This window comes from Aurantimicrobium sp. INA4 (genome assembly GCF_027924525.1).
Classification (GTDB): domain Bacteria; phylum Actinomycetota; class Actinomycetes; order Actinomycetales; family Microbacteriaceae; genus Aurantimicrobium.
The window spans coordinates 299876-324304 of record NZ_AP027040.1 but is presented as its reverse complement, the minus strand read 5'-3'; the positions used below and the strand labels follow the sequence as shown (position 1 = coordinate 324304).

General features: G+C 54.7%; 19 protein-coding genes and 1 tRNA gene. 4 read left to right on the top strand and 16 right to left on the bottom strand.

Features of this window, described 5'->3' with window-relative positions; all coding sequences use genetic code 11:
• Window positions 1–38: 38 nt before the first annotated feature.
• Entirely contained in the window at window positions 39–1610 is a 1572-nt protein-coding gene (locus AINA4_RS01670) for an MFS transporter (protein WP_281787239.1), read from the bottom strand.
• Window positions 1611–1695: 85 nt separating this feature from the next.
• Between AINA4_RS01670 and hrpA the strand changes: the two genes are divergently transcribed.
• The gene (gene hrpA / locus AINA4_RS01665; RefSeq protein ID WP_281787238.1) at window positions 1696–5553 is read left to right on the top strand and encodes an ATP-dependent RNA helicase HrpA; all 3858 of its coding nucleotides are present in this window, start codon (window positions 1696–1698) and stop codon (window positions 5551–5553) included.
• Between the two features lie 48 nt (window positions 5554–5601).
• On the opposite strand, the gene AINA4_RS01660 is transcribed toward hrpA, so the two are convergent.
• The 4 genes from AINA4_RS01660 to AINA4_RS01645 form a co-directional block, all read right to left on the bottom strand.
• Complete coding sequence (locus AINA4_RS01660; RefSeq protein ID WP_281787237.1) at window positions 5602–6474, bottom strand: InlB B-repeat-containing protein; 873 nt, start codon at window positions 6472–6474, stop codon at window positions 5602–5604.
• 91 nt (window positions 6475–6565) lie between these two features.
• Window positions 6566–7384: an InlB B-repeat-containing protein gene (locus AINA4_RS01655; RefSeq protein ID WP_281787236.1), complete on the bottom strand. Its 819-nt coding sequence runs from the start codon at window positions 7382–7384 to the stop codon at window positions 6566–6568.
• Between the two features lie 99 nt (window positions 7385–7483).
• Window positions 7484–8464 (bottom strand): ribonucleotide-diphosphate reductase subunit beta, encoded by a 981-nt coding sequence (locus tag AINA4_RS01650; RefSeq protein ID WP_281787235.1) that lies wholly within the window; start codon window positions 8462–8464, stop codon window positions 7484–7486.
• 223 nt (window positions 8465–8687) lie between these two features.
• Window positions 8688–11186 carry a ribonucleoside-diphosphate reductase subunit alpha gene (locus AINA4_RS01645; RefSeq protein ID WP_280799562.1) on the bottom strand — a complete coding sequence of 833 codons (2499 nt, stop codon included), beginning with the start codon at window positions 11184–11186 and terminating at the stop codon, window positions 8688–8690.
• A 260-nt stretch (window positions 11187–11446) separates the two neighbouring features.
• On the opposite strand from AINA4_RS01645, the gene AINA4_RS01640 reads away from it, so the two are divergent.
• Window positions 11447–12652 (top strand): MFS transporter, encoded by a 1206-nt coding sequence (locus AINA4_RS01640; RefSeq protein WP_281787234.1) that lies wholly within the window; start codon window positions 11447–11449, stop codon window positions 12650–12652.
• A 10-nt stretch (window positions 12653–12662) separates the two neighbouring features.
• Here the strand turns inward: AINA4_RS01640 and AINA4_RS01635 are convergent, their stop codons facing one another.
• The 5 genes from AINA4_RS01635 to AINA4_RS01615 form a co-directional block, all read right to left on the bottom strand.
• A complete protein-coding gene (locus AINA4_RS01635) occupies window positions 12663–13805 on the bottom strand; it encodes an aminotransferase class I/II-fold pyridoxal phosphate-dependent enzyme (RefSeq protein WP_281787233.1) in 1143 nt (380 codons plus the stop codon).
• 10 nt (window positions 13806–13815) lie between these two features.
• Window positions 13816–14454, bottom strand: a complete 639-nt coding sequence (pdxH, locus tag AINA4_RS01630) for a pyridoxamine 5'-phosphate oxidase (protein ID WP_281787232.1) — start codon at window positions 14452–14454, stop codon at window positions 13816–13818.
• A 2-nt stretch (window positions 14455–14456) separates the two neighbouring features.
• Window positions 14457–15230 carry an SDR family oxidoreductase gene (locus AINA4_RS01625; RefSeq protein ID WP_281787231.1) on the bottom strand — a complete coding sequence of 258 codons (774 nt, stop codon included), beginning with the start codon at window positions 15228–15230 and terminating at the stop codon, window positions 14457–14459.
• 36 nt (window positions 15231–15266) lie between these two features.
• Complete coding sequence (locus AINA4_RS01620; protein ID WP_281787230.1) at window positions 15267–16154, bottom strand: hypothetical protein; 888 nt, start codon at window positions 16152–16154, stop codon at window positions 15267–15269.
• Window positions 16155–16219: 65 nt separating this feature from the next.
• The gene (locus AINA4_RS01615) at window positions 16220–16855 is read right to left on the bottom strand and encodes a GNAT family protein (RefSeq protein WP_281787229.1); all 636 of its coding nucleotides are present in this window, start codon (window positions 16853–16855) and stop codon (window positions 16220–16222) included.
• Window positions 16856–16910: 55 nt separating this feature from the next.
• Between AINA4_RS01615 and AINA4_RS01610 the strand changes: the two genes are divergently transcribed.
• The gene (locus tag AINA4_RS01610) at window positions 16911–17492 is read left to right on the top strand and encodes a 5-formyltetrahydrofolate cyclo-ligase (protein WP_281787228.1); all 582 of its coding nucleotides are present in this window, start codon (window positions 16911–16913) and stop codon (window positions 17490–17492) included.
• A 21-nt stretch (window positions 17493–17513) separates the two neighbouring features.
• On the top strand, window positions 17514–17765 hold the full coding sequence (locus tag AINA4_RS01605) for an FmdB family zinc ribbon protein (RefSeq protein ID WP_281787227.1): 252 nt from the start codon (window positions 17514–17516) through the stop codon (window positions 17763–17765).
• Here the strand turns inward: AINA4_RS01605 and AINA4_RS01600 are convergent.
• The 6 genes from AINA4_RS01600 to AINA4_RS01575 form a co-directional block, all read right to left on the bottom strand.
• On the bottom strand, window positions 17762–17956 hold the full coding sequence (locus tag AINA4_RS01600; RefSeq protein WP_281787226.1) for a hypothetical protein: 195 nt from the start codon (window positions 17954–17956) through the stop codon (window positions 17762–17764). The two genes, AINA4_RS01605 and AINA4_RS01600, sit on opposite strands and share 4 nt — an antisense overlap.
• Window positions 17956–21882 (bottom strand): AAA family ATPase, encoded by a 3927-nt coding sequence (locus tag AINA4_RS01595; RefSeq protein ID WP_281787225.1) that lies wholly within the window; start codon window positions 21880–21882, stop codon window positions 17956–17958. Before AINA4_RS01595 ends, AINA4_RS01600 begins: the two co-directional genes overlap by 1 nt.
• A gap of 69 nt (window positions 21883–21951) precedes the next feature.
• Window positions 21952–23181: a 23S rRNA (adenine(2503)-C(2))-methyltransferase RlmN gene (gene rlmN, locus AINA4_RS01590; protein ID WP_281787224.1), complete on the bottom strand. Its 1230-nt coding sequence runs from the start codon at window positions 23179–23181 to the stop codon at window positions 21952–21954.
• 259 nt (window positions 23182–23440) lie between these two features.
• Complete coding sequence (locus tag AINA4_RS01585; protein ID WP_281787223.1) at window positions 23441–23770, bottom strand: hypothetical protein; 330 nt, start codon at window positions 23768–23770, stop codon at window positions 23441–23443.
• Between the two features lie 8 nt (window positions 23771–23778).
• Entirely contained in the window at window positions 23779–24234 is a 456-nt protein-coding gene (locus tag AINA4_RS01580) for a prevent-host-death protein (protein ID WP_281787222.1), read from the bottom strand.
• A gap of 98 nt (window positions 24235–24332) precedes the next feature.
• Window positions 24333–24404: transfer RNA gene (locus AINA4_RS01575), tRNA-Arg, on the bottom strand.
• Between the last annotated feature and the right edge of the window lie 25 nt (window positions 24405–24429).

The following is a 24429-nucleotide window of genomic DNA, read 5'->3' as shown; positions in this document are numbered from 1 at the left end:
GCCTAGACAGATTTGTAACTGAACGCTGTTGATATTACTTAGTTGGTCAAACCGAGGTATTCCTCGACAGGAACAGAAGCCTTCTTGTTCTTGAGGAGGAGATACATCGTGATACCAGCAACAGCCACAACCACCGCGATGATGGAAATCGTGGAGACGAATGCCGTGGTGTAAATACCGGCCAGATCAGAGGTACTTACAGCAGCAAGATCAGAGTTGGTTGTCTGACCTGTTGACATGTAGGACGTGATGGCATCCCAGTTGGAGTCACCAGCAACAGCACCCTTGGTTGCCGAGCTCACACCAGCGAGAGTAAACAAGGAGACCATCACGGTGCTACCGGTAAGTCCCAGTGCGTAACCGAACTGTCCCACAGCAAGCTTGCTGGAGGTTACGGGGCCATAGAACTTGGCAGGAGCCAAGGTAATGAACAGGTTGCCTTGGCTGGTGGCGTTCATCATCCAACCCACAGCAGCAATGATCATTCCGGGAAGGAACATCTGGTAGCTCGAGGTGGGGCCAATGATGAGGTAGCTAGCAAAACCTACAACCATGAGAATGTAGCCGGCAAAAGCGGTGGTGCGAGGCACCGAACCCTTACCGAGCAGAGCACCGGCAATAACCGAACCTATGATTCCAGCTGCGGACATGGGCAAGCTTGCAGCACCCAGGAGTGCTTCAGGAATGTGGGTGACGTACTGCCACATGTTAGGAAGCATCTGGCTCATCGACGCAGAAGCCATGTTCCAGAAAATACCCATGACCACAGCACCCAAGAATGCGGGGTGGCTCAGCAGCTTAATGGGGAAGACGGGAGACTTGGTGCGGTTCTCACGAATACCAAACGCTGCGAGGGAAATCAGCGCAACGATGATGGGGACGTAGAAGGCAGGGTGGTCAAAACCGTTGGTTGCTGAGCTGATGCCGTAGAGCAATCCAGCGATACCAATGGCAACAAACAGCATGCCGAGGTAATCCACCTTTGACGGTGGGAGCTTGTCAATCTTGGGCAAGATGGGCTTGACCAGGAAGAACCCGATCACAGCCACCACAGGAAGAATCAAGTAAGCCAAACGCCAGCTGGTTGCAATAAGCACACCGGCGAGGACCATGGCGATAACTGGAATAATTCCGTTGACGATGTTGAAGGTCGCCATAGCGGGACCCAGCGACTTGGCGCTGGAAACGTTGCGCAGCATGCCGTAGGAAGCACCGAAGGTCACACCCAGTGCAACACCGGTGATGACGCGGCCCAGAAGATAGAACAGCACCGCAGTGTCTGCCTTGGGGTCAATCAGACCCGCGCTTGCGGTCATGAGCTGACCCGCAGCAGCTACCAGTACCGAGAGAGCAAGCAGCAAGCGGCGGCCGTAGCGGTCTGCGAGCATACCGCCGGGGATAGCAGTGGCTGCTAGTGCCAGGGTTGAAATACCTGCAGCAAGCGACTGTGTAGATGCAGAGAAGTTGAGTTCATCGGAGGCCTTAACGAGTGCCAACGAAGAAAGAATGGGGTCTGCTACCTGGATTGCTCCGAGCATTCCAAGCAGAATAACTGCATAGCGGCGGAAGCCTTGCTCGGGCGCAGTAGACGACGCAGCGGTTGAAGACACATTTCCTCCTAGAAAGTGGACCTGTGTAAGTGTGTCACATTAGACGCCAGGTATAAACACCCCTCGCGTAGGCTGGATAAAGACCATGGACGCCGCACTCATCACTTACCCCCCTGACTTACCCGTCAGTGAGCGGCGCGAGGAGATACTGGCAGCCATCCGAGAGAACCAAGTGGTCATTATTGCCGGGGCCACCGGCTCGGGAAAAACTACCCAAATACCGAAGATGTGCCTGGAACTTGGCCGCACGAGCATTGCCCACACACAACCCAGACGTATTGCCGCCCGCGCTGTAGCAGAGCGCATTGCAGAAGAACTCAAGGTGGAACTCGGTGGTCTCGTTGGCTACCAAGTGCGCTTTACAGATCAAGCCAGTGCTGAGACCGAAGTTAAAGTCATGACCGACGGCATTTTGCTCAATGCCCTACAACGCGATCGACTTCTCAAAAACTACGACACCATCATCATCGATGAAGCCCATGAGCGCAGCCTCAACGTTGACTTCCTTCTGGGCTATCTCAAGCAGATACTTCCTCAGCGACCTGACCTCAAAGTCATCATTACTTCAGCCACCATTGCCCCGGAAAGCTTTGCCACTCATTTCGGTAATGCTCCGGTTATTGAAGTCTCAGGCCGCACCTACCCCATCGAAATTCGTTACCGCCCACTCGTCCAAGACAAGGTCAATAGTGATGACGTCGACGATGACGAACTCGCTGACGACAAGAACACAGCAACGGCCATCCCGGAACATTCAGTACGTGATTACCTCGACGGCATCATTGCTGCACTCAACGAGCTCGATAAAGAAGCACCTGGAGATGTCTTGGTGTTCCTCTCGGGTGAGACAGAGATTCGCGATGTTCAAGAAGCCATAGAAGGCCACATCACTGCCGGCCGGATGAAGGCCGGCACCGAAGTGCTGCCACTGTATGGCCGCCTTTCTGCAGCAGATCAACACAAAGTCTTCGAACCAAGCAAAGTTCCGGGATTAAGAAAACGCATCATTCTGGCCACGAACGTGGCCGAGACCAGCCTCACAGTTCCTGGCATCAAATACGTCATCGATGCCGGAACAGCACGCATCTCCAGGTATTCGCCGAGAGCCAAGGTGCAGCGACTTCCCATTGAGGCCATCTCGCAAGCTAGTGCGAACCAGCGCTCTGGCCGTTGTGGTCGAACCAGCGACGGTATAGCAATACGCCTCTACTCCGAAGAGGACTTCGAGCGCCGCCCAGAATTCACCGACCCCGAAATCTTGCGCACCAATCTCGCCTCGGTGATTCTGCAAGCGGCCTCACTAGGTTTGGGAGACATCTCCCAATTCCCCTTCCTGCAAACACCCGATTCTCGTGGTGTGAAAGACGGTCTTGATCTGCTCAAAGAACTCGGGGCCATCCAGAACACCTCCGGGGCAACCACGCTCACCAAGATTGGTCACGATTTAGCTCGCTTGCCCATAGAGCCTCGCTTTGCGCGCATGGTACTTGAGTCACGCCACCACGGTGTCACCAGAGAAGTCATGGCGGTTGTGGCAGGGCTCACTATTCAAGATCCAAGAGAGCGCCCGCTAGAAAAGCGACCACAAGCAGACCTTTCCCATGCCCGCTTCACAGACCCCACCAGTGACTTCCTCACATTGTTGAACCTATGGAACTATCTGGAAGAGAAGCAAAAGGAACTGTCCTCGAGTGCTTTCCGCAGGATGTGTAAAGCAGAATTCCTCAACTACCTGCGCGTGCGTGAATGGAATGACGTCTATCGGCAACTCAGAACACTTACCAAACCCCTAGGCCTCACCTTGGGTGAACCCAAGATTGATCCAGACGGCATTCACAAGTCTCTGCTGGCAGGATTGCTCTCCCATATTGGTCTCAAGCAAGTCAGTGACAACAAGCTCGCAGACAAGCGTGGCCCTCACTCAAACCCACGCAAGCAGCAGCACGAATACCTGGGATCACGAAACCAGAAATTCGTCATCTTCCCTGGCTCTGCCCTAGCCAAGAAACCCCCTGCAGCCGTGATGAGTGCAGAGTTGGTAGAAACCAGCAGACTCTTTGCCAGAACCAACGCAGCAATAGATCCCAGCTGGGCAGAAAAGATTGCCGGAGACCTGTGTAAGCGAAGCTATAGCGAACCGCACTGGGAGAAAAACCAAGGAGCCGTTGTTGCCTATGAGCGTGTAACGCTCTTTGGTGTCACGCTCGTTGCCCACCGCAGAATGCAATATTCACGGATCGACCCTGAGCTGTGCCGTGAACTGTTCATCCGCCATGCACTCGTCGATGGCGAATGGGATTCCAAACAAGCTTTCGACAGAAGCAACCGTGCGCTCCGCAGGCAACTAGAAGAACTCGAAGAACGTTCACGAAGAAGAGACATATTGGCAGACGACGAAGTCGTCTTCGCGTTCTATGACCAACGCATCCCTGCAGATGTCTTCTCCACCCGAACCTTTGAAGGCTGGTGGAAAAAAGAAAAGAACACCAACCCCGACCTGCTCACCATGCAACGGTCTGACCTTCTGGAAGAAACAGAAGCGGAGCATGACGAGATCGAATTCCCCTCTGAGTGGGTCTATGGCGACCAGCGGCTCAAGCTGAAATATCGCTTCGAACCGGGTCGAGAAGATGACGGCGTCACCGTTGAAGTTCCGCTGCCTCTCTTGGCTCGTCTTGATCCAGAACCGTTTGACTGGCTGGTTCCAGGACTTCGTCTTGAGCTCATTACAGGACTGATCAAGACGCTGCCGAAGAACATTCGCCGCCAGGTCGTCCCGGCAGCGGACTGGGCAGCCAAGGCTGCTGCCACGCTGCCTGAGACACCGCAGGGCAACCTCCTCACCTCCGTGGCCAAAGCACTGCAAAGTCTCAGCGGAGCACTCGTCAGCGCAGCTGACTTTGATCCGCTGAGACTTCCAGATCACTTGCGCATGACCTACAGAGTGATTGGCAGCACTGGCAAGAACATGGGCACGGACAAGAACCTAGAGAAACTCCAGCGAGGTTTGGCAGAGAAAACTAGGGATGCGGTTGCTGAAGTAGCAGAGCGGGTGACATCGCCACTCGAACGTGATGGTCTAACTAGCTGGGACTTTGATGAGCTGCCCCGCACCGTGGATGCACAGCACGGTGGCAACACAGTGCGCGCATACCCCGCACTTGTTGTCACCAACCCCGGAACAGCACGCCAAGAGGTCAACATCAGACTCATGGCCACCGAAGCTAACCAGCGCAGAGAACACCCTCTGGGCACGAGAGCACTCGCAATCGCGGCTGTACCTTCACCAGCAAAGTATGTTCAAGAACATCTCACTGCAGCTGAGAAACTCATCCTCACCCAGAGCCCCTATCCCAGCCTTAATGCACTCATAGCTGACGCCATTGCAGCCAGTGTTGATAGCGTTCTCTACTCCATGCGTGAAGACGGCATGATCTTCCAAAAGCCAGAGTTTGAAACCCTGAGGGACCGCGTCCAGGGCGCCATCATGGACAACATTTTTGATGCAGTTTCCCAAACAGCTCGAATTCTTTCCGCGGCCAAAGATGCCCAGAAAGCTATGTCTCAAGCAAACCCGATGACGTTCCTTGCCCAACTCACCGAAGAAAAGGCTCATTTGGAAAACCTTCTCCAACCAGGCTTCATCAGCGACGCCGGTCTCGCACGACTACCTCGCATCTTGATTTATGTCCGCGCCATCACCATGCGCATTCAGCGCATGCTCGAAGACTCAGGTCGAGACAGAACGGCATCTGTTGAGCTCACCCAGGCACTCTCACTTTATGAAGCAGCGGGAGGCAAGATTCCTCTGGCCCCCAACTCCCCTGCACACATCGTCAGAGCACGGTGGATGATTGAAGAATTCAGGGTTAGCCTGTTTGCCCAATCCCTGGGCACGGCAGAACCCATCTCACTCCAGCGCATCAAGAAAGTCTTGGGATAAACAAGAACACCCCGCTCCAATGAGCGGGGTGTTCTGTTGGGATAACAACTAGTTGCTCTGCTTGCGTCGAGCAATCAGCATCAGTGCACCACCGGTGAGAGCAAGAGCCAGACCACCAAAGAGGTACGGCGCTGCATCAAAACCGGTTGTAGCAAGAGTTGCTGTCCACTGCGCGTACAACGTTGTGTTGGCAGAGAAAGGGAAACTAGCGCCATCTGCGTATGCAGTACCAGAGCCATCAGCAGCAGTGTTCCAACCGGCGAATGTGTAGCCAGAACGAGTAAACGCATTCGCACTCAGAGCAGTAGCAGTACTTGCCGACTGATCAGCCATCGCACCCGAACCACCATTTGAGTTGAAGGTGACAGTTTTTGAAGCTGAAGCTGTAGTTAGTGCAATAGTTGCAAGGGTTGTGGACCCTCCACCACTGGAAGTTTGGTAGTACGCCTCAATTCTGTAGCCACCTGCTGGTGCGCTTGCATCAAAGAGGATTGATCCAGTGGCAAAGGAGAGACTTGCTGTACCGGCTGGATTTACGTTGTTCGGAGTAGCATAAAAAAATGCGCGGTTAACTGTCGAGTTCAATGCGACGCAAAACCCGGAAACCGAAGCTCCTGCTTGAAAAGAAATCCCAGAAGAAGAGCATTGAGTGGGGCTTGAAGCGGAAACAGTAATTGCAGAACCAGGTGCACCAACTTGTGTGACAAAGGATCCACCGTAAATCCGAATTCCAAAGGAATAGACACTGTTCGGAAGCGAATCTAAATTAACCGTGAAGCTGCTGGTGTTGTTGCCACCCGCAACAACGACATCCGATGGCGTGACGTTCGTGGCTGCATTTGCCGGAATCGCGGCGCCAAAGGCAATAAGGAATAAAGACAAAATTGATGCGGCAAGAGCCTTGAGCGATAACTTCTGCATAGCTCCATCCTAGACAAAAGTTTTATTATCTGTTGGGCAGAAAACCAGAACACCCCACTCCAAGGAGCGGGGTGTTCTGTTGGGATAACTACTAGTTGCTCTGCTTGCGTCGAGCAATCAGCATGAGTGCTCCACCAGTTAGGGCAAGAGCCAGACCACCGAAGAGGTAAGGCGCGGCGTCAAAGCCGGTTGTGGCTAGAGTTGTTGTCCACTGCGCGTAAAGAGTTGTGTTAGCAGTGAAGGCATAGCTGGCACCATCAGCGTATGCGGTACCAGAACCATCAGCCACAGTGTTCCAACCGGCGAATGTGTAGCCACTGCGAGTAAATGCATTCGCACTCAGAGCAGTAGCTGTGCTTGCCGACTGATCAGCCATCGCACCAGAACCACCGTTTGAATTGAAGGTGACAGTGTAGCTGGATGATGCTGACGCAAGGGTGACTGTAACACTGTCCACGGCTGTTCCGCTGTTACTTGAGGCTAGGACGAAATCACGTGCTGCAGCCGTGTTCAGTTTACCAGCGGCGAAAGTTACAGTTTTCGCACCCGTAGGAATAGGGGCCGAAGTATTTCCATCAGATCCGTACAGGGTAATTACATTTCCAGATACGTTACATCCAGTGTTAGTGATATTGATGCCAGTGAGTGTGATTCCTCCACAAGTTGGCCCACCGAAAAAAGTGGGTGTCCAACCAGTTGGCAAAGTAATCACGAACTGGCCAGTCGAGGTAATTGTAGTTGCCGCAAGAGTAATTGGATATGCGTTGGTTCCAGAAGTTCCAATTGTTCCTGTGGCAGTTACTGAGGCCGAGGTAAGTGTTCCTGCATTTGCAGGCAACGCAGCCCCAGCAACGACGAGACCCAGGGTCAAAATTCCAGCGCCGAGCGCTTTGAGAGAAAACTTTTTCATAGGTTTAGTTTAGACAAAAGTTTTAGAGTTTTGTCACCATTCGGGGTACAGAAAAGGGCCCTCCTGTAATCAGGAAGGCCCTTAACTCTGTTCGAGTATTTAGGCGGTTGCGCCGTTGGACTCGTAGCTGGTGTTGGTCGACTCGAAAAAGTTGACCAGCTGCAGGGTGTCGTTGGCGGTTGCCATCCACTTTGCAGGGTTAGAGACCTTGTAGTGGGCCTCGAAACCGAGCTCCTCGAGACGACGGTCAGCCAGGTACTTCACGTACTGGTTGATGTAGTTGGAGTTCAGACCCAAGATGCCGTTGGGGAGGAGGTCACGGTTGTATTCCTCTTCCATCTCAACAGCGTTGAGGATCATGTCACGGATTTCTTCTGCGAACTCAGGGGTCTGCAGGTCTGGGTTCTCTTCAAGAACGGTCAGAATCAGGTTGATTCCGAACTTGAGGTGAAGAGACTCGTCGCGAACGACCCAGTCCATGAGAGATCCGAAGTTACGCAGCAGGTTGCGCTGGCGGAAGCTCAGAGCAACCATGAAGCCGGAGTAGAACCAGATTCCCTCGAGGATGACGTTGTACGCAACGAGGTTGCGAACGAAGTCTTTCTTACCCTCGGTGGTGGTGATGTCGAGAGTCTGCTCGGTCATGCGCTTGATGAACTTGACCTCGAACTCTTCCTTGCGTGCCATGGAAGGAACCTTGACGTGTGAGCTGTAGGCAATCTCACGGTCAATGGGGAAGGTTTCGAGAACATACTCGAAGCTCATGCAGTGGTTTGCTTCTTCCCACATCTGCTTGGCGAGGTAGAGGTGAGCCTCTGGAGCCTTGACATAGGGGTACACGCCGAAGGCGAGTGCCTTGTTTACGAGCAGCTCGTTGGGGTTGAAGTAGCTCATCAAGAAGGTGATGGCGTGACGTTCTTCATCCGTCATCTTCTTGAAGTCAGCGATGTCTTCACCGAGCTGAATTTCGTTGGGGAACCAGGTGTTTGCTACTGCCTGGTCGTATAGGTCCATCGCCCACTTGTAGGTGACGGGCTTAAGCATGAGTCCATCCTGGACTCCGGTACCGAGAATACCCATGGTGTTTCTCCTTAGTTCGTCGTTAAAGTGTGGTGTTTCTGTAGTGTCCCGTTTTTCTAGAGCGGGTGCTCTAGTGGGGTGCGGCGGGGTTGTTACAGATGGTGCTGGTGTTGCAGGGGTGTCTGGAGATCAGAGCGAATTGCCTACTGGCAGGACTCGCACTGAAGTTCGTCCATCGGGTCGACGGGAACGAAGTACTCGTCTACGGGGGTTGTGTAGTTCATTAGTTTCCACCTCCCGCTGCGCCGAATCCGAAGCCTTTGCGTGCTGGTGCAGCAACAGCAGGTTCTGCTTCTGCAACAGCTGAGACTGCGTGTGGTTCTGGGTTTGCACCGGAACCGCTACCGAAGCCGAAGCCCTTCTTGGGTCCGCCACTGGCGTTGATGTCTTCTGCCTTGTTCACCTTGACGGTGGACTGCTCAGCAGTGTGACGTGGCTTCATGTGGAGGTAGTAGGTGGTCTTCACGCCACGGTTCCATGCTTCGGAGTAGATCTCCATCATGTCGCCGAGGTCACGAGTTTCCAGGTACATGTTGCGGCTGATGGCCTGGTCGATCCACTTCTGTGCACGTGCCGCAACCTCGAGGAAGGAGAAGGGCGAGAGCTGGAAGCTGGTCTTGTAGACAGCCTTGATGTGGTCTGGAATCTGTGGGAGGTTCTGTACGTCACCCTGGTTACGCAGCAGGTCTTCACGAACCGTCTCCCAGATTCCGAGCTTCTGGAGGTCAGCAACAAGGTTGCGGTTGACCTCAAGGAACTTACCGGAGCTGGTTGCACGGCTGAAGATCTGTGAGAACTGGGGGTCCAGACCTGGTGTGGTTCCAGCAACAAGACCGATGGATGCGGTGGGAGCAATAGCCATCAGAGTTGCGTTGCGAACGCCGCCCTTGACCTTCTTGCGCAGCGCATCCCAGTCCAGGGTGGTGTTGCGGTTGACGGTGATGGGAACACCACGGTCTGCTTCGGTGAGGTCAATGCTGTCGAAAGGTACGAGACCCTGTGACCAGCGGCTTCCTTCGAAGTTCTTGTAGGCGCCACGCTCCTGTGCAAGCTCAACCGATGCTTCGATTGCTGCATAAGAGATGTGCTCGGTAATGACGTCGATGAGATCGTAGGCCTCTTCAGACTCGTAGGAGTAACCCATACGCTCCACGATGTCGGTGAAGCCCATGAGACCCAGACCGATTGCACGGTTTTCCTTGTTGGAGAAGTCTGCTTCATCCACAGAAGAACGTGTGATGTCGATCAGGTTGTCGAGCTGACGAACAGCAAGCTTGGCGCTTTCGGCAAGCTTGGCGAAGTCAACGGTGTTCTCGTCGGTGAGATGACGAGACAGGTTAATTGATGCGAGGTTACATACCGAGACGTTGTCCTCGTCCTGAGGCAGCGTAATTTCGGTGCACAGGTTGGAGGAGTGGATGGTTCCAGTGTTGTTGTTGAGGGCACGCAGGTTGATGGTGTCCTTCCAGGTCAGCCAGGGGTGGCTGGTGGACTGGAGGGAGATCAGGATCTGCTTGAACTGCTCGCGTGCACCAATCTTCTTGTAAAGGTGCATACGTCCTGCTTCTGCCTCTGCTACGTAGAAGTTGTAGCGCTCGGAGAATGCCTTGCCGTAAAGCTCGTTGAGGTCGGTAACCTCGAGTGGGTCGAAGAGGTACCAGTCGTCATCGTTCTGGACGCGCTTCATGAACTCGTCAGAGATCCATACAGCAGTGTTCGCGGTACGGGTACGACGGTAGGGGTCACCGGAGTTCTGACGCAGGTCAAGGAACTCGGGGAAGTCCATGTGCCAGTTCTCCATGTAGAAGCACAGAGCACCGAACTTCTTACCACCGCGGCTCACAGCGCGCAGGATGGAGTCAATGGTGTGCATGAAGGGGATAGGACCGGTCGAGGTGGTGTTGTTCGAGCGGATTGGTGAACCCTGTGCACGGAGCTTGGTGACGGACAGACCGATTCCACCGGTTCCCTTGGTGAGCCACATCACGTCGCGAGTGGTCTTCGCAATGTGCTCCATGTCGTCCTGCATTTCGAGAACGAAGCAGTTAGCAAGCTGTGGGTAGATGGTTCCGGCGTTGACCAGAGTAGATCCAGCTGCAAGGTACTCAAGCTGGCTCATCTTGTTGTAGAACTTGATGGCGTGCTCGGTGGGGTTCTTCTCGTTGAGAGACAGACCCATGGAGATACGCATCCAGAAGTACTGAGGAACCTCAAGTGGGTCACCGTTACGACCCTTAATGGCGTAACGGTTGTTGAGGGTGACAACACCGATGTACTTGAGCAGGTCATCGTGGCTGGGGTCAATCTCAGCTGCGAGTGCTTCGAGGTCGAACAGTTCGGTCAGTCGAGGGTCGAGCAGACCTTCCTCGACGCCGCGCTTCATGTTCTCTGCGAAGTGGTCGCGGTGCAGCTTCTTCAGCTGTTCGGGGGTCGAGAAGTCTCCGAGTACACGCTTGTAGATGGTCTTGAGCAGCAGACGGGCAGCAACAACGTCGAATGCAGGGTCATCTTTGACGTTCTGCAGAGCAACCTGGATGACTGCTTCGTCGAGCTGCTGGGTGGTGATGCCATCAAAGAGGGTGATTTCGAGTTCGGTGGCAATCTGGGTCACCCACGCAATGTTGTCGTGGAGGCCATGTGTTGCCTCTTCAATCGCCATGTTGATCTTGTTGGCGTCATACTGTTCGCGCTGTCCATTGCGCTTTACGACAGTGATTCCCACGTCTTTTGTCTCTTCCTCGTAAATTTTCTGCTCTAGGTGCTTGACCACTATATAAGGGGTTGGCTCGAAAATGAATCCCCTACATGTTGTGGGCGTGTCATCCCCAGTTGTGGATAACTTTTCCTCGTTTGTGCACATATTCACACCGTTTTTCGTTCATTTTTTACGTGAAATACATCTTCTGGCCACCCACGGACACTCTCGCGAGGATTTTGCGCTCATTCGCACCCTTATGACCCGGCCCATAGACTGGAGAAACTGTGAAAACATATGCGGAACTGCTCAAAGTACGCGGGGTGACCCGCGTTGTTTTGTCGCAGCTTCTTGCACGTTTTCCCCATGGCATGCTGGCCATTGCGTTCCTGATTCACGTGGAATCCGTGCATAACTCTTATGCCGCTGCCGGTCTTGTTGTGGGAGCTATCGCTGTTGGTGAAGCCATCGCGGGTCCCATTAGCTCACGTTTGATGTCTCGCTGGGGCATGAGGCCTCTCTTGACCGTGATGACGATTGTTGCGGTAATCACACTGTCGTCGATGGCAATTTTCCCCTTCTCGGTTCCTGTGTTGATTGTGTTGGGCTTCATTGGCGGATGTTCCTTCCCCCCTATTCAGCCTGCTGTGCGCACGATCTACCCCAAGCTTGTTCCTAACCGACTGCTCACTCCCCTGTTTTCTCTCGATGCCACAGCCCAAGAAATCATTTGGATTGTTGGCCCCGTGCTCACCACGTTTGTGGCGGTGCAAGTTGGCAGCGTGGAGGCTGTGCTAACCGCGATGGCCTTCCTCGCTGGTGGTGGACTGTGGTTTATCACGGCCCCTTCGGTAGGTCAGGTTCGCATTCCACCTAGCAAGCGGCGTTTGGGTGGTGTTCTCACCAAAGCACCCGTGATTATCAGCACCCTCCTAGGTCTCACGCTAGTGTCGTGTTTCTCTGCTGTGGAAGCAGGAATCATTGCTCTGTATGGCAAGGGTGGTGCAGAAGCCGGTTGGCTTCTTGCTATCTATGCCTTAGGTTCATTGGTTGGTGGATTGGGCTGGGGTCACCGCGAGATAGCACCGTGGTCAATGACCCGCAGACTTGCCGTCGTGGCCACCGGTTTGAGCCTGGCCATTGTGTCCACTGATTTCTGGTGGTTGGCCTTGATGCTCTTTATCTCTGGATTAGGTGTTGCCCCAGCACTGACCGTGCTCTTTGCCAACGTCAGCGCGACCATGAAATTCAGTGAAACTGCTGAGTCCTATGCCTGGATTGGCAGTGGCCAGCTCATTGGTGCTGGTTTAGGCGCTGCTGTGGCTGGTTTCTGCATAGATCACTACGGGGCGCCATCTGCGATTGTGGCCGCAGCACTCTTTGCGCTGATTACCACGGTTGGTGCCTTCTTTACGAAGAGGTGGAGCCCCGACCTGCGCGGATCGCACGGAGCGCCACTGCCCGATACAGGGCCACTGGAAACAATCAGCTAACGCTACTGGTTTAGAGGGCCAGTGAGGCTCTGCGGAATGCTTCGGTCAGTATCTCGGGACTGGTTCCCATATTGACGCGGATATGACCTTCTCCGCCGGGGCCAAAAACGTGCCCACTACTAAAGGCAACCTTGCCCTTTTCTAGAAACACCTGTCCCGGGTCATCACCCAGGCCGAGGTCTCGGCAGTCCACCCACGCTAAATAGGTTGCTTCCACGGGAGTGTATTTCGCACCAGGAAGGAAGGTGGTCACCAGTTCCGTGACGAGGTGGCGGTTGCGATCGATGTCTTTATTCACATCGGCCAGCCACTGGTCTCCTCCGTTCAAAGCGGCAACGTGAGCAATAGTGCCCAGATGGCTGGGGCCTTCCAAATACTTGGACTTCATGGAACGAACAAACTCAGACGAAGCCGGGTTGGTCACAATGAGCGCTGCCTTGAGCCCGGCAAGGTTATATGACTTGGAGGCGCTGGTCACCACAATGGCATCGGCTGCTTCAGGAATATCGAGGATCGAGATAAAGGTGTACCCAGGCATCGTCAGTGGAGCGTGAATCTCATCCGAGAGAATACGAATCCTGTACTTTGCAGCCAAGGTTGCCAACATGGTGAGCTCTTCACGAGTATGAACCGCACCCCCTGGGTTATGTGGGTTGCTGATCAGCACCATGCCACCCTTGCCCAGAGCTGCTGCTTCAGTAAATGCCTTCTCTAGGCTTTCTGCATCGAAACGACCTTCAGCGGTTAATGGAGCATTCACCACTGTTCTGCCCGTACCGCCGACAATCATGGCGAAGGGGTAATAGACAGGAGGAGTCAACACAATCGGCGCCCCCGGTTCTGTCAGTTCCAGAATGACCGAGGTCAAGCCACGAATGACATCAATAACAGGGAGGGTGTAGGCGGGATCAACGTTGAGGTCCCAGTGGCGCTTCGAATACTCCGCGAAAGCTTCACCATAGGCATCTCCGTGGGCATAGCCGGTGTCGCCTTCGGTCAGTGCGGCATTGACTGCCTCGGCAACAGAGGGAGCAATAGTGCTATCCATCTCCGCCACCCACAGCGGCAACACATCCGGCCCGTATTGTCTCCACTTAGCGCTGGTGCGGGTGCGAAGCTGGTCGAGGGAATACGTGGTGAACGGAGTTGCCATGTCCTTCAGCCTAGGGCTGTAGGCGCGTTATCTGCCAGAGGCCATCCACAAGGTCGTATCGGATACGATCGTGGAATCTCATGGAACGTCCCTGCCAAAACTCAATGGCATGCGGCTCCACATGAAAAGCACCCCAGTGTTCTGGCCGGGGAACAGCCGTGCCTTCTGGATACTGCTTCTCCAGTTCAGCCAGCTGAGCATCGAGATCTGCGCGTGAGGCAATCGGCTCAGACTGATTACTCGCTGCGGAGGCAAGCTGGGCGCCCTGTGGGCGCCTGTTCCACATTTCATCGCTCAGGGCATCACTGGCTTTGATGGCGGTGCCGTAAACAATCACTTGGCGCTTGAGGCTATACCAGGGAAATAGCAGGGAAATACTGGGGTTGGCCAGGAGCGCCTTGCCCTTACGTGAGGTGTAGTTGGTGACAAATTGGAAGCCACTCTCATCTAAACCTTTGAGCAAGACCGTGCGCGAGCTCACGTTGCCATCGGGGTCAATCGTGCTGGCAACCATCGCGTTCGGTTCAAAGATGTCTTCTGCTTCAGCCTGGGTGAGCCACTGCGCAAACTGCTCGAGAGGGTTTGTCAGAGCAATGTTCTCATCGAAGGGAACATTGCCGTAGTCGGTGTGACGCGAAAGCGATTCCATGCTTATGCCTTTGGTTTGAGTTCGCCACGAATGAGCTTGTGCTGTGCTGCTTGAGCGACGGGGCGAATCGTGATCATGTCCAAGTTCACGTGTCCAGGAAGCTCGAGTGCGTGGACGATGGCCTCGGCAATATCTTCGGCAACCAGCGGTGCTTCCACCCCGGCATAGAGCGCATCAACTTTGCTGGTGTCACCTGCGAGACGGTTGAGAGCAAACTCATCGGTCTTGACCATGCCCGGTGCAATCTCCATCACGCGAATGGGTTCACCGGCAAGTTCAAGACGCAAGACTCCCACCACAGCGTGGGCAGCAAACTTGGCTGCGTTATATCCACCGCCTCCCTCATAGGGAACAAAACCTGCTGTGGAGGTCACGGTCATGATGTCGGCGTGCCCACCAGCTGCCGCCTTGCGCAGCAGCGGCAGCAGGGCACTGGTCACCCGCTGCACACCCAACACATTCACATCAAACATCTTTTGCCAATCGGCAGGATCGCTCTCTTCCACGCTGGATGCGCCAAAAGCGCCACCGGCATTGTTCACCAGCGCGTGCACGGGACCAGAGTCCGCAAGGAAATCCCGGAGGGAGTCGACATCCTCTTGCTTGGTCACATCAGCAACGAAGGTGCTGACGCCAGCATCTGCTTCGAGTTCTGCAAGGCGGTCTGCACGGCGGGCAACACCCACCACATTCCAGCCGTGCTGGGCAAAAAGCCGGGCGCTAGCCTGGCCGATACCTGAACTAGCTCCAGTGATGACTACGCGACGAGTGCTCATAGAGCAAATGTACCGCGGAAGTTTGAGCGGTTTAACTTAACCGGCGCGACGACGACGCAGAACTGCGTCCAGATCGAGCTCTGCAGAAGCAGTGGAGTCCACCACACCCATACCAGCTAGGCGTGAAGCAACCTCTGGTGCAGGTGCTTCGGTACGAACCGGAGGAGTGGTTGCGGTGCGACGCAGCTGCTCAAGTCCAGCCTGATCCATGCTCATGCGCTCAACCAGTGCAGATTCTTGTGCAGACTGGCGCATGCGCTCGGCAGCAATCTGTGATTGCACGACCGCCTGGGAAAGCGTGCCCTCAGACAGGTGCAGCGGACGAGGCAATGCAGTAGGAGTCCAGCTTCGTGACACCTGTGCAGGTTTGAAGTGGGACTGGTCAAAGAATTCGGAGGCGTACCGGTTCGACGCCGCAGGTGCTGCCTGTGCGGTGGTGGAAGAAACAACAACTTCTTGGATAACCAAAGCAAGAGCGAACGCGAGGCAGGAAATAGCGAGTGTTTCCCAGCTTCCACCGGTTGCCAAGATGATGGACCCAGCAATGATGCCGACCACTGTTGCAGCTAGGAAAAGTGCACTGGCAAAACGGTTGCGGCGAGCGCGGCGAGCGGCAATGACGGCTTGCTCGTCATAGCCCACAGCCCGTGCTGCTGCGTGGCGCATTTCTGCGCGGGCGGCTGCTTCGGCTTGTCGAAGGACACGCTTTTGTTCGATCACGGCGCGAGCGGAAGCTTCCACGCGAATCTCCTCAGGGACATCGGCAGTTTCTGCCAGGGCGCGGATGGTTTGTTGCATGCGCACGGCGTTGCGTTCGGTCGCATCGAAGTTCTTGCGACGGAGGTAGGTAGGGATGAGATACATAATCCACAGGGCGGCTGCGATTACGAATACCATCCCTCCGCTAAGAAAATCACCACTCATGACTTCTAAGGTACGAGTGAATCGAGCCGGATTACTGTAAGCCCGGGGTGTGTTTCTGAGGAGGTTTAGCCCAGCAAATCAAAGTCGGCTTCAGGGACTGTGCCGATTCCTTCGGGAACGTTGCCGCTCTTCCATCTCTCAAGCACTCCACCCGGGACTTCTTCCTGGGTGAGTGCAAAAGCAAAGTGGTCGCGCCAGTCACCGTTGATGTGTATATAGCGGCGGCGAAGACCTTCGTAGCGGAAGCCCAGTTTCTCCACGATGCGCAGCGAGGCGGTGTTTTCTGGACGGATGCAGATTTCCATCCGGTGGAGTCCGAGGTTGTGCAGGCAGTAGTCGGTGGCAAGCGCAACAGCAGTGGGGGTCACACCTTGGCCGGCAACGCGCTCGGCGACCCAATAACCCAGCTGCGCTGAAGAGAGTGACCCGTAGGCAATGGCAGAAACATTGAGTTGGCCCACCAATTCACCCTCGTATTCAATGGCGAAAGGAATACCTGCCCCCACGCGTGCGTGGGCGAGCAGGTTGCGTATTCCTGCTTTGGTGTCAAAGCTGACAAAGCTTTGCGGAACGGTGGCTTCCCACTGGCGCAACCAGGCGCGGTTGCGCATGAGTTCTTCTTCGAGCTTTTTGGCATCACGGGTTTTGATTCCCCGAATACTCACACGGCCTTCACGCAGTGTGGGAATGATGGCTGCCATGTCTCTAAGCCTAACCACAGGATTGGGCTTCTTTACTGGCGAATAGAATATGGATATGTCTGAAGATCTGGTCACTGCAAAGCAGGCTTTGCGTGCCGAGATTCGTGACCGCCGTCGGGTGATGCCTCAGCATGAACGTGATGAGGCCACCACCAAGCTCACTGAACACCTCAAGAATCTTGTGGCAGCACGGGGCGTGAAACGCCTCTCGTGCTATTTGGCAACACCGAGTGAACCTGAAACTAGACCTTTTCTTTCTTGGGCTTATGACAACGGGATTGAAGTGCTTTTGCCAGTGAGCCGCGATGACGGTTTATTGGACTGGGCTATCGCCAATGACTCCCCCGATGAGAACGTGGGTCTATATGGAATCCCCGAGCCCACCGGTGAACTCATTGGCCCCATCGCCATCAACGATGTTGATCTGATTATTGTTCCGGCATCTGCCGTGGATAAAAAGGGTGTGCGCATGGGCTGGGGTCGCGGTTATTTCGATAAGACCTTGGGCTCTATGGGAAAACGCCCACCTGTTTATGCTCTTGTATTCGACAGTGAATATGTTGATTCTCTGCCTCAGGAAGTTCACGACCAACCGGTGACCGGTGTGGTTACCCCTTCCGCCCTGATTACCTTCTAACGCGACTCATTCGGAGATCTTGTGCCTACCTACTCTTACCGCTGCACGCAGTGCGATAACGCGTTCGATATTCAGCAGTCCCTCAGCGAGGACAGCCTGACCGAATGCCCCAGCTGCAAAGGAAAGCTTCGCAAACTGTTCAACATGGTCGGGGTGACCTTCAATGGTTCAGGTTTTTATCGAACCGATTCACGTCAGAGCTCTAGTGGTTCTTCTACTGGCAGCAGTGGAAGCAGCAGCTCCTCTGGTGGAAGCAGTTCGTCGACGAACTAACCCCAGTGGGGCGGTTTATCCCGTTTGAGCTGTTCGTCGTTGCTGAGCTGACGCTCAGCCCAATCTTCACCAGTCTCTTCGATAGGAGAATCCACAAAAGCTGGGTCGACTCTGGCACCTTCTGGTTGCCATTGAACTCGGCGGTTGGTGCGCGAACGAGGCTTGGGCTCTTGTTCAGGCTGGGTAGGCATTATTTCTCGGGCAGATCAATCGGTGCCGTGATGGCATCAGGTTCACTGCTTGGTGTCGAGGTAACTTCCGTAATGGTGACCTCTTCTTCGACAACGTCGTTGTCGGCACTGTCCACAACGGTTTCTACCTGAGTTAGATCGATTGGACCAGTGAAGTGGTCGTCTTCTGTGGGCTCGACACCGATTAGCGCAGCAACGCGCGTGGCAACAGCTTCGGGGTCAGCAAAGAGTTCAAAAGCGTGAATACGGATGTAGTGCCAGCCAAGACGACGCAACATTTCTGGACGCAAACGCAATGATTCACGCAGTGAACCCTTGGCAAGAACAGCATCGGTCTCTACCGCGACGGCGCGCCCCTGATAGGAGGCAGCCAGGGCAATCTCACCTGCATGGTTGAGAGAGACGTGCAGGCCACGGCGCTGCAAGCGCTGAGCCAAATCGATGAGCATGGGTTCTGGTGAGTCTGTGCCCAGCTCGGTGGTGTGTGGCTTTTCTGTCTCGGTGAGAACTTCTGCCAGGGCACGCATCCCGTCTGAGAGGCGACTTTCATCGATGTCACCGGGGCGGAAGCAAGAAACAATCTCCATGGAGCGACGCGCACGCGTCATACCCACGGCGAGCAAACGCTCACCGCCGGGAAGAGCAAGAGCACCAAAGTCAGAGAGCAGTCGACCGTGTGGGGTGCGACCGTAACCAATAGAGAAGATCACGCGGTCACGGCTTTGTGCAACAGCCTGCTCAAGCGTCATCACAGCGAAGGATTCAGCACGATCCTCAAGAATGAACTCGGCTAAATCTGGACGGCGAGCAAACGCCGAGAGCACAGACTGCTCAACTCGAACCGCATGCTTAGGGCTTGCAGTGATGACCATCAGGGATTCGGTGGGGCGTTCAGTTGCGTGTTCTAGAACGAGCTCTACCACGCGTGAAACTTCCGCATCCACGCTTTCCACTGCACCGGTGGCAGAGTCTGGCATGCCTGTTCCGTCGGCGATGTAGTGCAGGCGCAGACTTGAGTGACCCAGGAATGTTCCCGCCCAGGGCAGGGAGGAAATCTTTCCACCATAGAAGCGGCGGTTAACAACATCTGCCAGATCTTCACCACCGGCACGGTAACTCTTGGTGAGTGTGCGTGCTGGCAGTATGCCGCTGAACTGTGCCAGAGCAGATTTACTGTGCCAGGCGTCGGCATCGGTCACCGGCGCAAGTGGGTTTTCAAATTCCCCCATACCAGTTTCGAAACGTGAGGGAGTCTGAGTAACAGGATCACCAAAGACCACAACACTGCTGCCGCGACGAATCGCGCCAGCGTTCTCGGCAACCGTGGTTGCACCGGCATCAACGAGGAACACGGCATCAAAGCCAACAGTGTCGGGAATGAGGTGGGCCTCATAGGGTGAGCACAACCACACTGGCGCAATCGACTTAGCTAAGCGTGGAGCAAGCTCAACAAGTTGTTGGGGGCTGAGGTAGTCACCACGCAAAGCCTGACGTAAACGTTCTGCTTCATCGGGAAGATCAACCAAGCCGATCTTCCATAGTTCAGCTAAACGAGCAGCGAGGAGTCCACCATTTGCCGAGGCGTGAGCATCGTCAACGAGACGGAAGTCTGATTCGAGACGATCCAAGATGCTCGTGTTGGCACCGAGCAGTGCCTTGTCCGAAGTGAGCATTCCCTCGAGAACTGATTGCCACCAGGCGAGTTCGAGTTCGTCTGCGACTTCCTCTTCGGGAACGTGACGTGCAGATAGGTCTGCAAGAAGAACATCCAGGTCAAGCTCACGCAGGTGAGCTAAGAGCGCGGTGCGCTCTTGCAAGTTATTGAGAACTTCCGACTCTGCTGCCAAACCTGAAACTTTGTTGGTCAGTGCAGCGATAGGAAGCTTGAGGAAAGACTGGTCAGTACCGTTGAGTCCCAGCGCAATATCAAGAACAACAAGCTCAGCAACCACCTTGTCGTAGGCGCTTTGCAGGTCTGCAATACCAACAGGAACCTCAGGAACAGCGCCGGCCACAACATAGCGCTGCCAGAGCACGCGCTGCTGTTGAATCTCGATGAGTGCCTCATGCATGTCGGGAACGTTTGCTCCAGGGCGCACATATTCGTAGGCAAGCTTTTTCAGACGACGGCGATCTCCACCGCTCATGCCACTTCCGCGGCCAGAGGTCGCGGTAATGAGTTCGGTCAGTGGGCGGTCATAAACCGAGGGCAAGAACTTATCGAGCGTCTCGCGAATATCAACCAGCAAGGTGATGTAGATGCCGAGTTCTTCGAGGTTCTCGAAGGGACGCATCTTGGTGCGGCCAAAGACTTCCTCTGCACGCTCCAGCAGCTTGGGAAGCTCAGTTTGGTGAAGGCGCTTCGCCTGCTCGTGTGCTGCGGTGGTCTCTTCTGCGGTGGGGAAGTTTGCACCGTACCAGGGTGAGTCATCTGGGCCGTAACGGAATTCACCGAGCGCTGCCGCCTTGATGAGACTTGCTGCTGCTTCAGGCCTGGAGTTAGCCAGTCCTTCAATTGCGCGGCGTGGCAGGCGTGCGGTGGTGGACGGTGGCGTGGGCAACAGGCTCAGATGGGAAAGTTGCTCGAGGGCATCCAATACCGAGACACCCAACACCTCGTCTTGACGAGTGAGTGAACCGCGGTAGTCCAGCAGAACCTTGCGCAATCGAAGCAGGGCGTCGTCGACGTCGGTGACGTTAGGGCGGGTTGCTTTCTCATTGCGCAAGATGGCGTTGATGAGATCGCGACGCAGGGTGCGTGGAGAAACGGTGAGACCCTCTAGGCCGACTTGTGCCAGGCGGTGGTGAATTGAGTCCAGGCTCGACCGGCGAGCACCCACCACCAGAACACGCTTGTGGGCAGCAGTGAGAACACCGATGGCGTTCACAATTGTTTGGGTTCCACCAGTTCCTGGAAGAGTTTTGACCACCAGGGAATTACCGGCAGCAATTTCTGCCACGATGCTTTCTTGTTCTGAATCAGCATCAAGAAGGAGTGTGTCAGTTGCTGGGGGACGCTCATCCTGACCAATGACCACAGCTTCTTTGTGGCTTTCAGTCAAACGAGTGCGGGCGGTGATGTTGCCGGCTAATGCATCCAAGATGGGGTGTGCCAGGTCACGAACGTCAGCAACCATCGCAGCAGAAAGATCAGCAAAGCTCGAGGCAACCAGTCGAGGCTCGACCTCGAAACTGGGGACATGTTGGGTCAATCCACGAAGGCGCTCCATCACCGGCAGCGGGTTGAACATGCCATCAAGGTTTGCCAACGCAACAAAAGAGTCCGCATCTAAGGCAATGCCCAATTGGCTCTCTAGAGCGCGGGCTAGTTGTGGGTTCAGGAAAGGCTGGCCACTGAGTTTGAGTTCAAAATCTTTGCCATAGCGACGCAAAGTCATTGGGCGCAGCAAGACTGGGCCACAATACTCGCGGTCTTGGAACGTCCACTTAGCAATGCCGAGGGCCAAATAGACAGATTCGATACTGCGCATGGAACGCAGTTCGGTGCACTTAGCCGTCACGGCAGCCGCAGCCAATCTGGCGTTACGCAGAGCAAACTCTTCGCGAATCAAACTAGAGAGCAAGGTGGGCTTGCCAGAAATAAATGAGGGCAAACCGCCAGGGTGAATCGAGGTGAGTTCAATCCTGGTGCGGGGAGTGTCCACAAATTGAATCAGTGGTGAGGTACCACCAACCACGGAAAGTTCTTCACGCCACTGGTTCCACACTGGCTCAGCAACATTGATGTTGGAGAGTGCGGAGTTGAGGCTGCCGGCGGTGGGAGCAAGCAGATCTACTGCTTCATCTTTCTCGGCAGAGAGCTCAGGAAATGGGTCGTCATCGAGAGAGATCTGCTCGCCAATATTCGAGGCAGTCTCTTCTGGTTCTAACGACTCGTCGTCAGAGCGTCGATTCCGTGGCCACACATCAAAACACTATGTCTGCAGGGGGAAGAATCCCTGTAGTGACACCTATTTTTGGCACCTTTGGAGCGTTTAGTCAGCTGCCGCTAATTGCCCGCAGGCCCCGTCAATTTCTTTACCTCGAGTGTCTCGAAGCGTGGTGGGAATACCACGCTCTTCAAGACGTCGAACAAATTCACGCATAATCGACGGTTCTGACGAAGTCCAGATGGATCCCGGGGTGGGATTGAGCGGGATGGGGTTGACGTGAACCCAGCCACGTCCGCGCGCATTGAGCTTCTCTGCGAGAAGATCGGCGCGCCAGGCGTGGTCGTTCATGTCTTTGATGAGTGCGTATTCGATGGAAACGCGACGACCTGTCTTTTCGTAATAGGCATAGGCAGCATCTAGTGCTTCATCGACTTTCCAGCGTGAATTCACCGGGATGAGCTCATCACGCAGTTCGTCATCGGGTGCGTGCAGGGAGAGCGCAAAAGTTAGTTGCAGACCTTCGTCTGCCAGCTTATGAATAGCGGGGGCAAGTCCCACTGAAGAGACGGTGATGTGACGCGCTGACATACCCAAGCCCTCTGGTTGCGGTGCCAGCATAGTGCGCACCGCCGTCATGAGTCGGTTGTAATTGGCCAATGGCTCACCCATGCCCATAAACACAATGTTGCTCACGCGTTCAGGCTGGCCTTCGTCAGATCGGCGCTTACCACCAAGCTCACCAGCGGCAATCACAGCATTAGCGCGGACGACCTGGTCCACAATTTCTGCGGCCGACATATTGCGTGTCAAACCTGCCTGGCCTGTTGCACAGAATGGGCAGTTCATGCCGCAGCCTGCTTGGGAAGACACACACAGCGTGATGCGTCCGGGATAGCGCATGAGCACAGACTCAACGAGAGCCCCGTCAAACAATCGCCACAAAAACTTGATCGTGTCGCCGTTATCGGTGCTCAGTCGCTTGACCTCAGTCATCAGCGGGGGCAGCAGTGACTCCACTAACTCAGCACGTCCTGCCGCAGGCAGGTCGGTCATCTTCTCGGGGTCACTCGTGTAGTGAGAGAAGTAGTGCGTGCTGATCTGCTTGGCACGAAAGCCAGGAAGACCTAGTTCTGTAACTTGAGCTTTGCGCTCCTCAGGTGTGAGGTCAGCTAGGTGAACAGGCGGCTTAGCGCCACGCTTGGGCGCCTCGAATTGAAGTGTAGGGCGACCCTCAGCGTCAACATTCTGCGTCCACCCTTCGGGGGTGGGACGAACCTGAGGTCGCTCATCTGAGCGAACGGTCAGGTTCCTGGCGCCACGCTTTTCGGTCATGAATCAAGTGTGGCATGAGCTATACCCCCGGGGGTATAATAATGACGGCGTAAAGGAGCCACGAATGTGTAGAGAAGTCAGCTGCCGCAAGTGCGGAAAAGCAACCTGGGCTGGTTGCGGCCAGCATGTCGATCAAGTGATGCGTGGCATCCCCAAGAACCAACGCTGCCAAGGTCACGAAGCAGAACCTGGATTCTTCGCCAAGCTCTTTGGCAGCAAGAACAAGAGACAGTCTCTGGATATTCTCCGGAGAGACCGACTACTTTGTTTGATTCGGATGGTGAGTGTGAACTTTCACAATCACCACCTGTGATCCTTCGACGTAAAACCAGATGCGCGCACCTTGGGATAGTTCACACTGGCGCTGAACATGTTCAACCCCGCCACGAGTAACGATCCCCAAACTGCCTTTGAGCGGGTGAATCTGAGCAGTGTTAGCCATGGGGTCAGTTGTGAGTAAATTCCATGCATCTACCAACTGGGATCGTTGTGTAGCGAGCAGATCTCTCCAGCCTTTTTTCGCACCAGAGGATCCGTACACAATCTGAAATTCAGATTTTTTGAGAGGCCGATCTACCCTCTCTCCCATGGCCATCTCTAGGGCTTCTCGACTGACTCATTAATTTCAAGCCATTGAATCGGCTGGTTGGTGAGGCCATCTGCCAAAGCAGCAGCTGTTGCTTGCCAGGAAGCCAATTCAGTCATGGCAAGGTATGCCTTTTTCGTAGCAAAAGATGCTCGAGAAGCACGAATGAGATCCAGCGCACACTGCTCACGATCCACGGCATCTAACGCCCACATCCAATTGAAGACATCAGCACACCTCTCCCCTAGCGGGCGTGGGTCGTCCTCAACAGTAATGGCGATTATCTGGGCAGCTAACTCGAGCAACCGATCACGTGCATCGTTTTCGCGCTTACTCATCAACACTAATGTGTCATCATCCCGGCGCGTTATTTCAACAGGTTCTACTGTGGCTGCTTCGAAAACGGGCAGGGGTTGACGGGAAAGCTCAGAAGATTGAAAAACCTTGCGATCAAGAGTGACTGACATATACTCATCATACTTCAGAACGTATTCTGAATATATTGTTTTCCACACGCAACACAAAAGGTCAGCTTTCTCCGGCGAGAAAAACTGACCTTATTGAGTGCCCCTGAAGAGACTCGAACTCCCAACCAACTCCTTAGGACGGAGGTGCTCTTCCATTGAGCTACAGAGGCGTGTATCTCATTCTACGACCCGCAG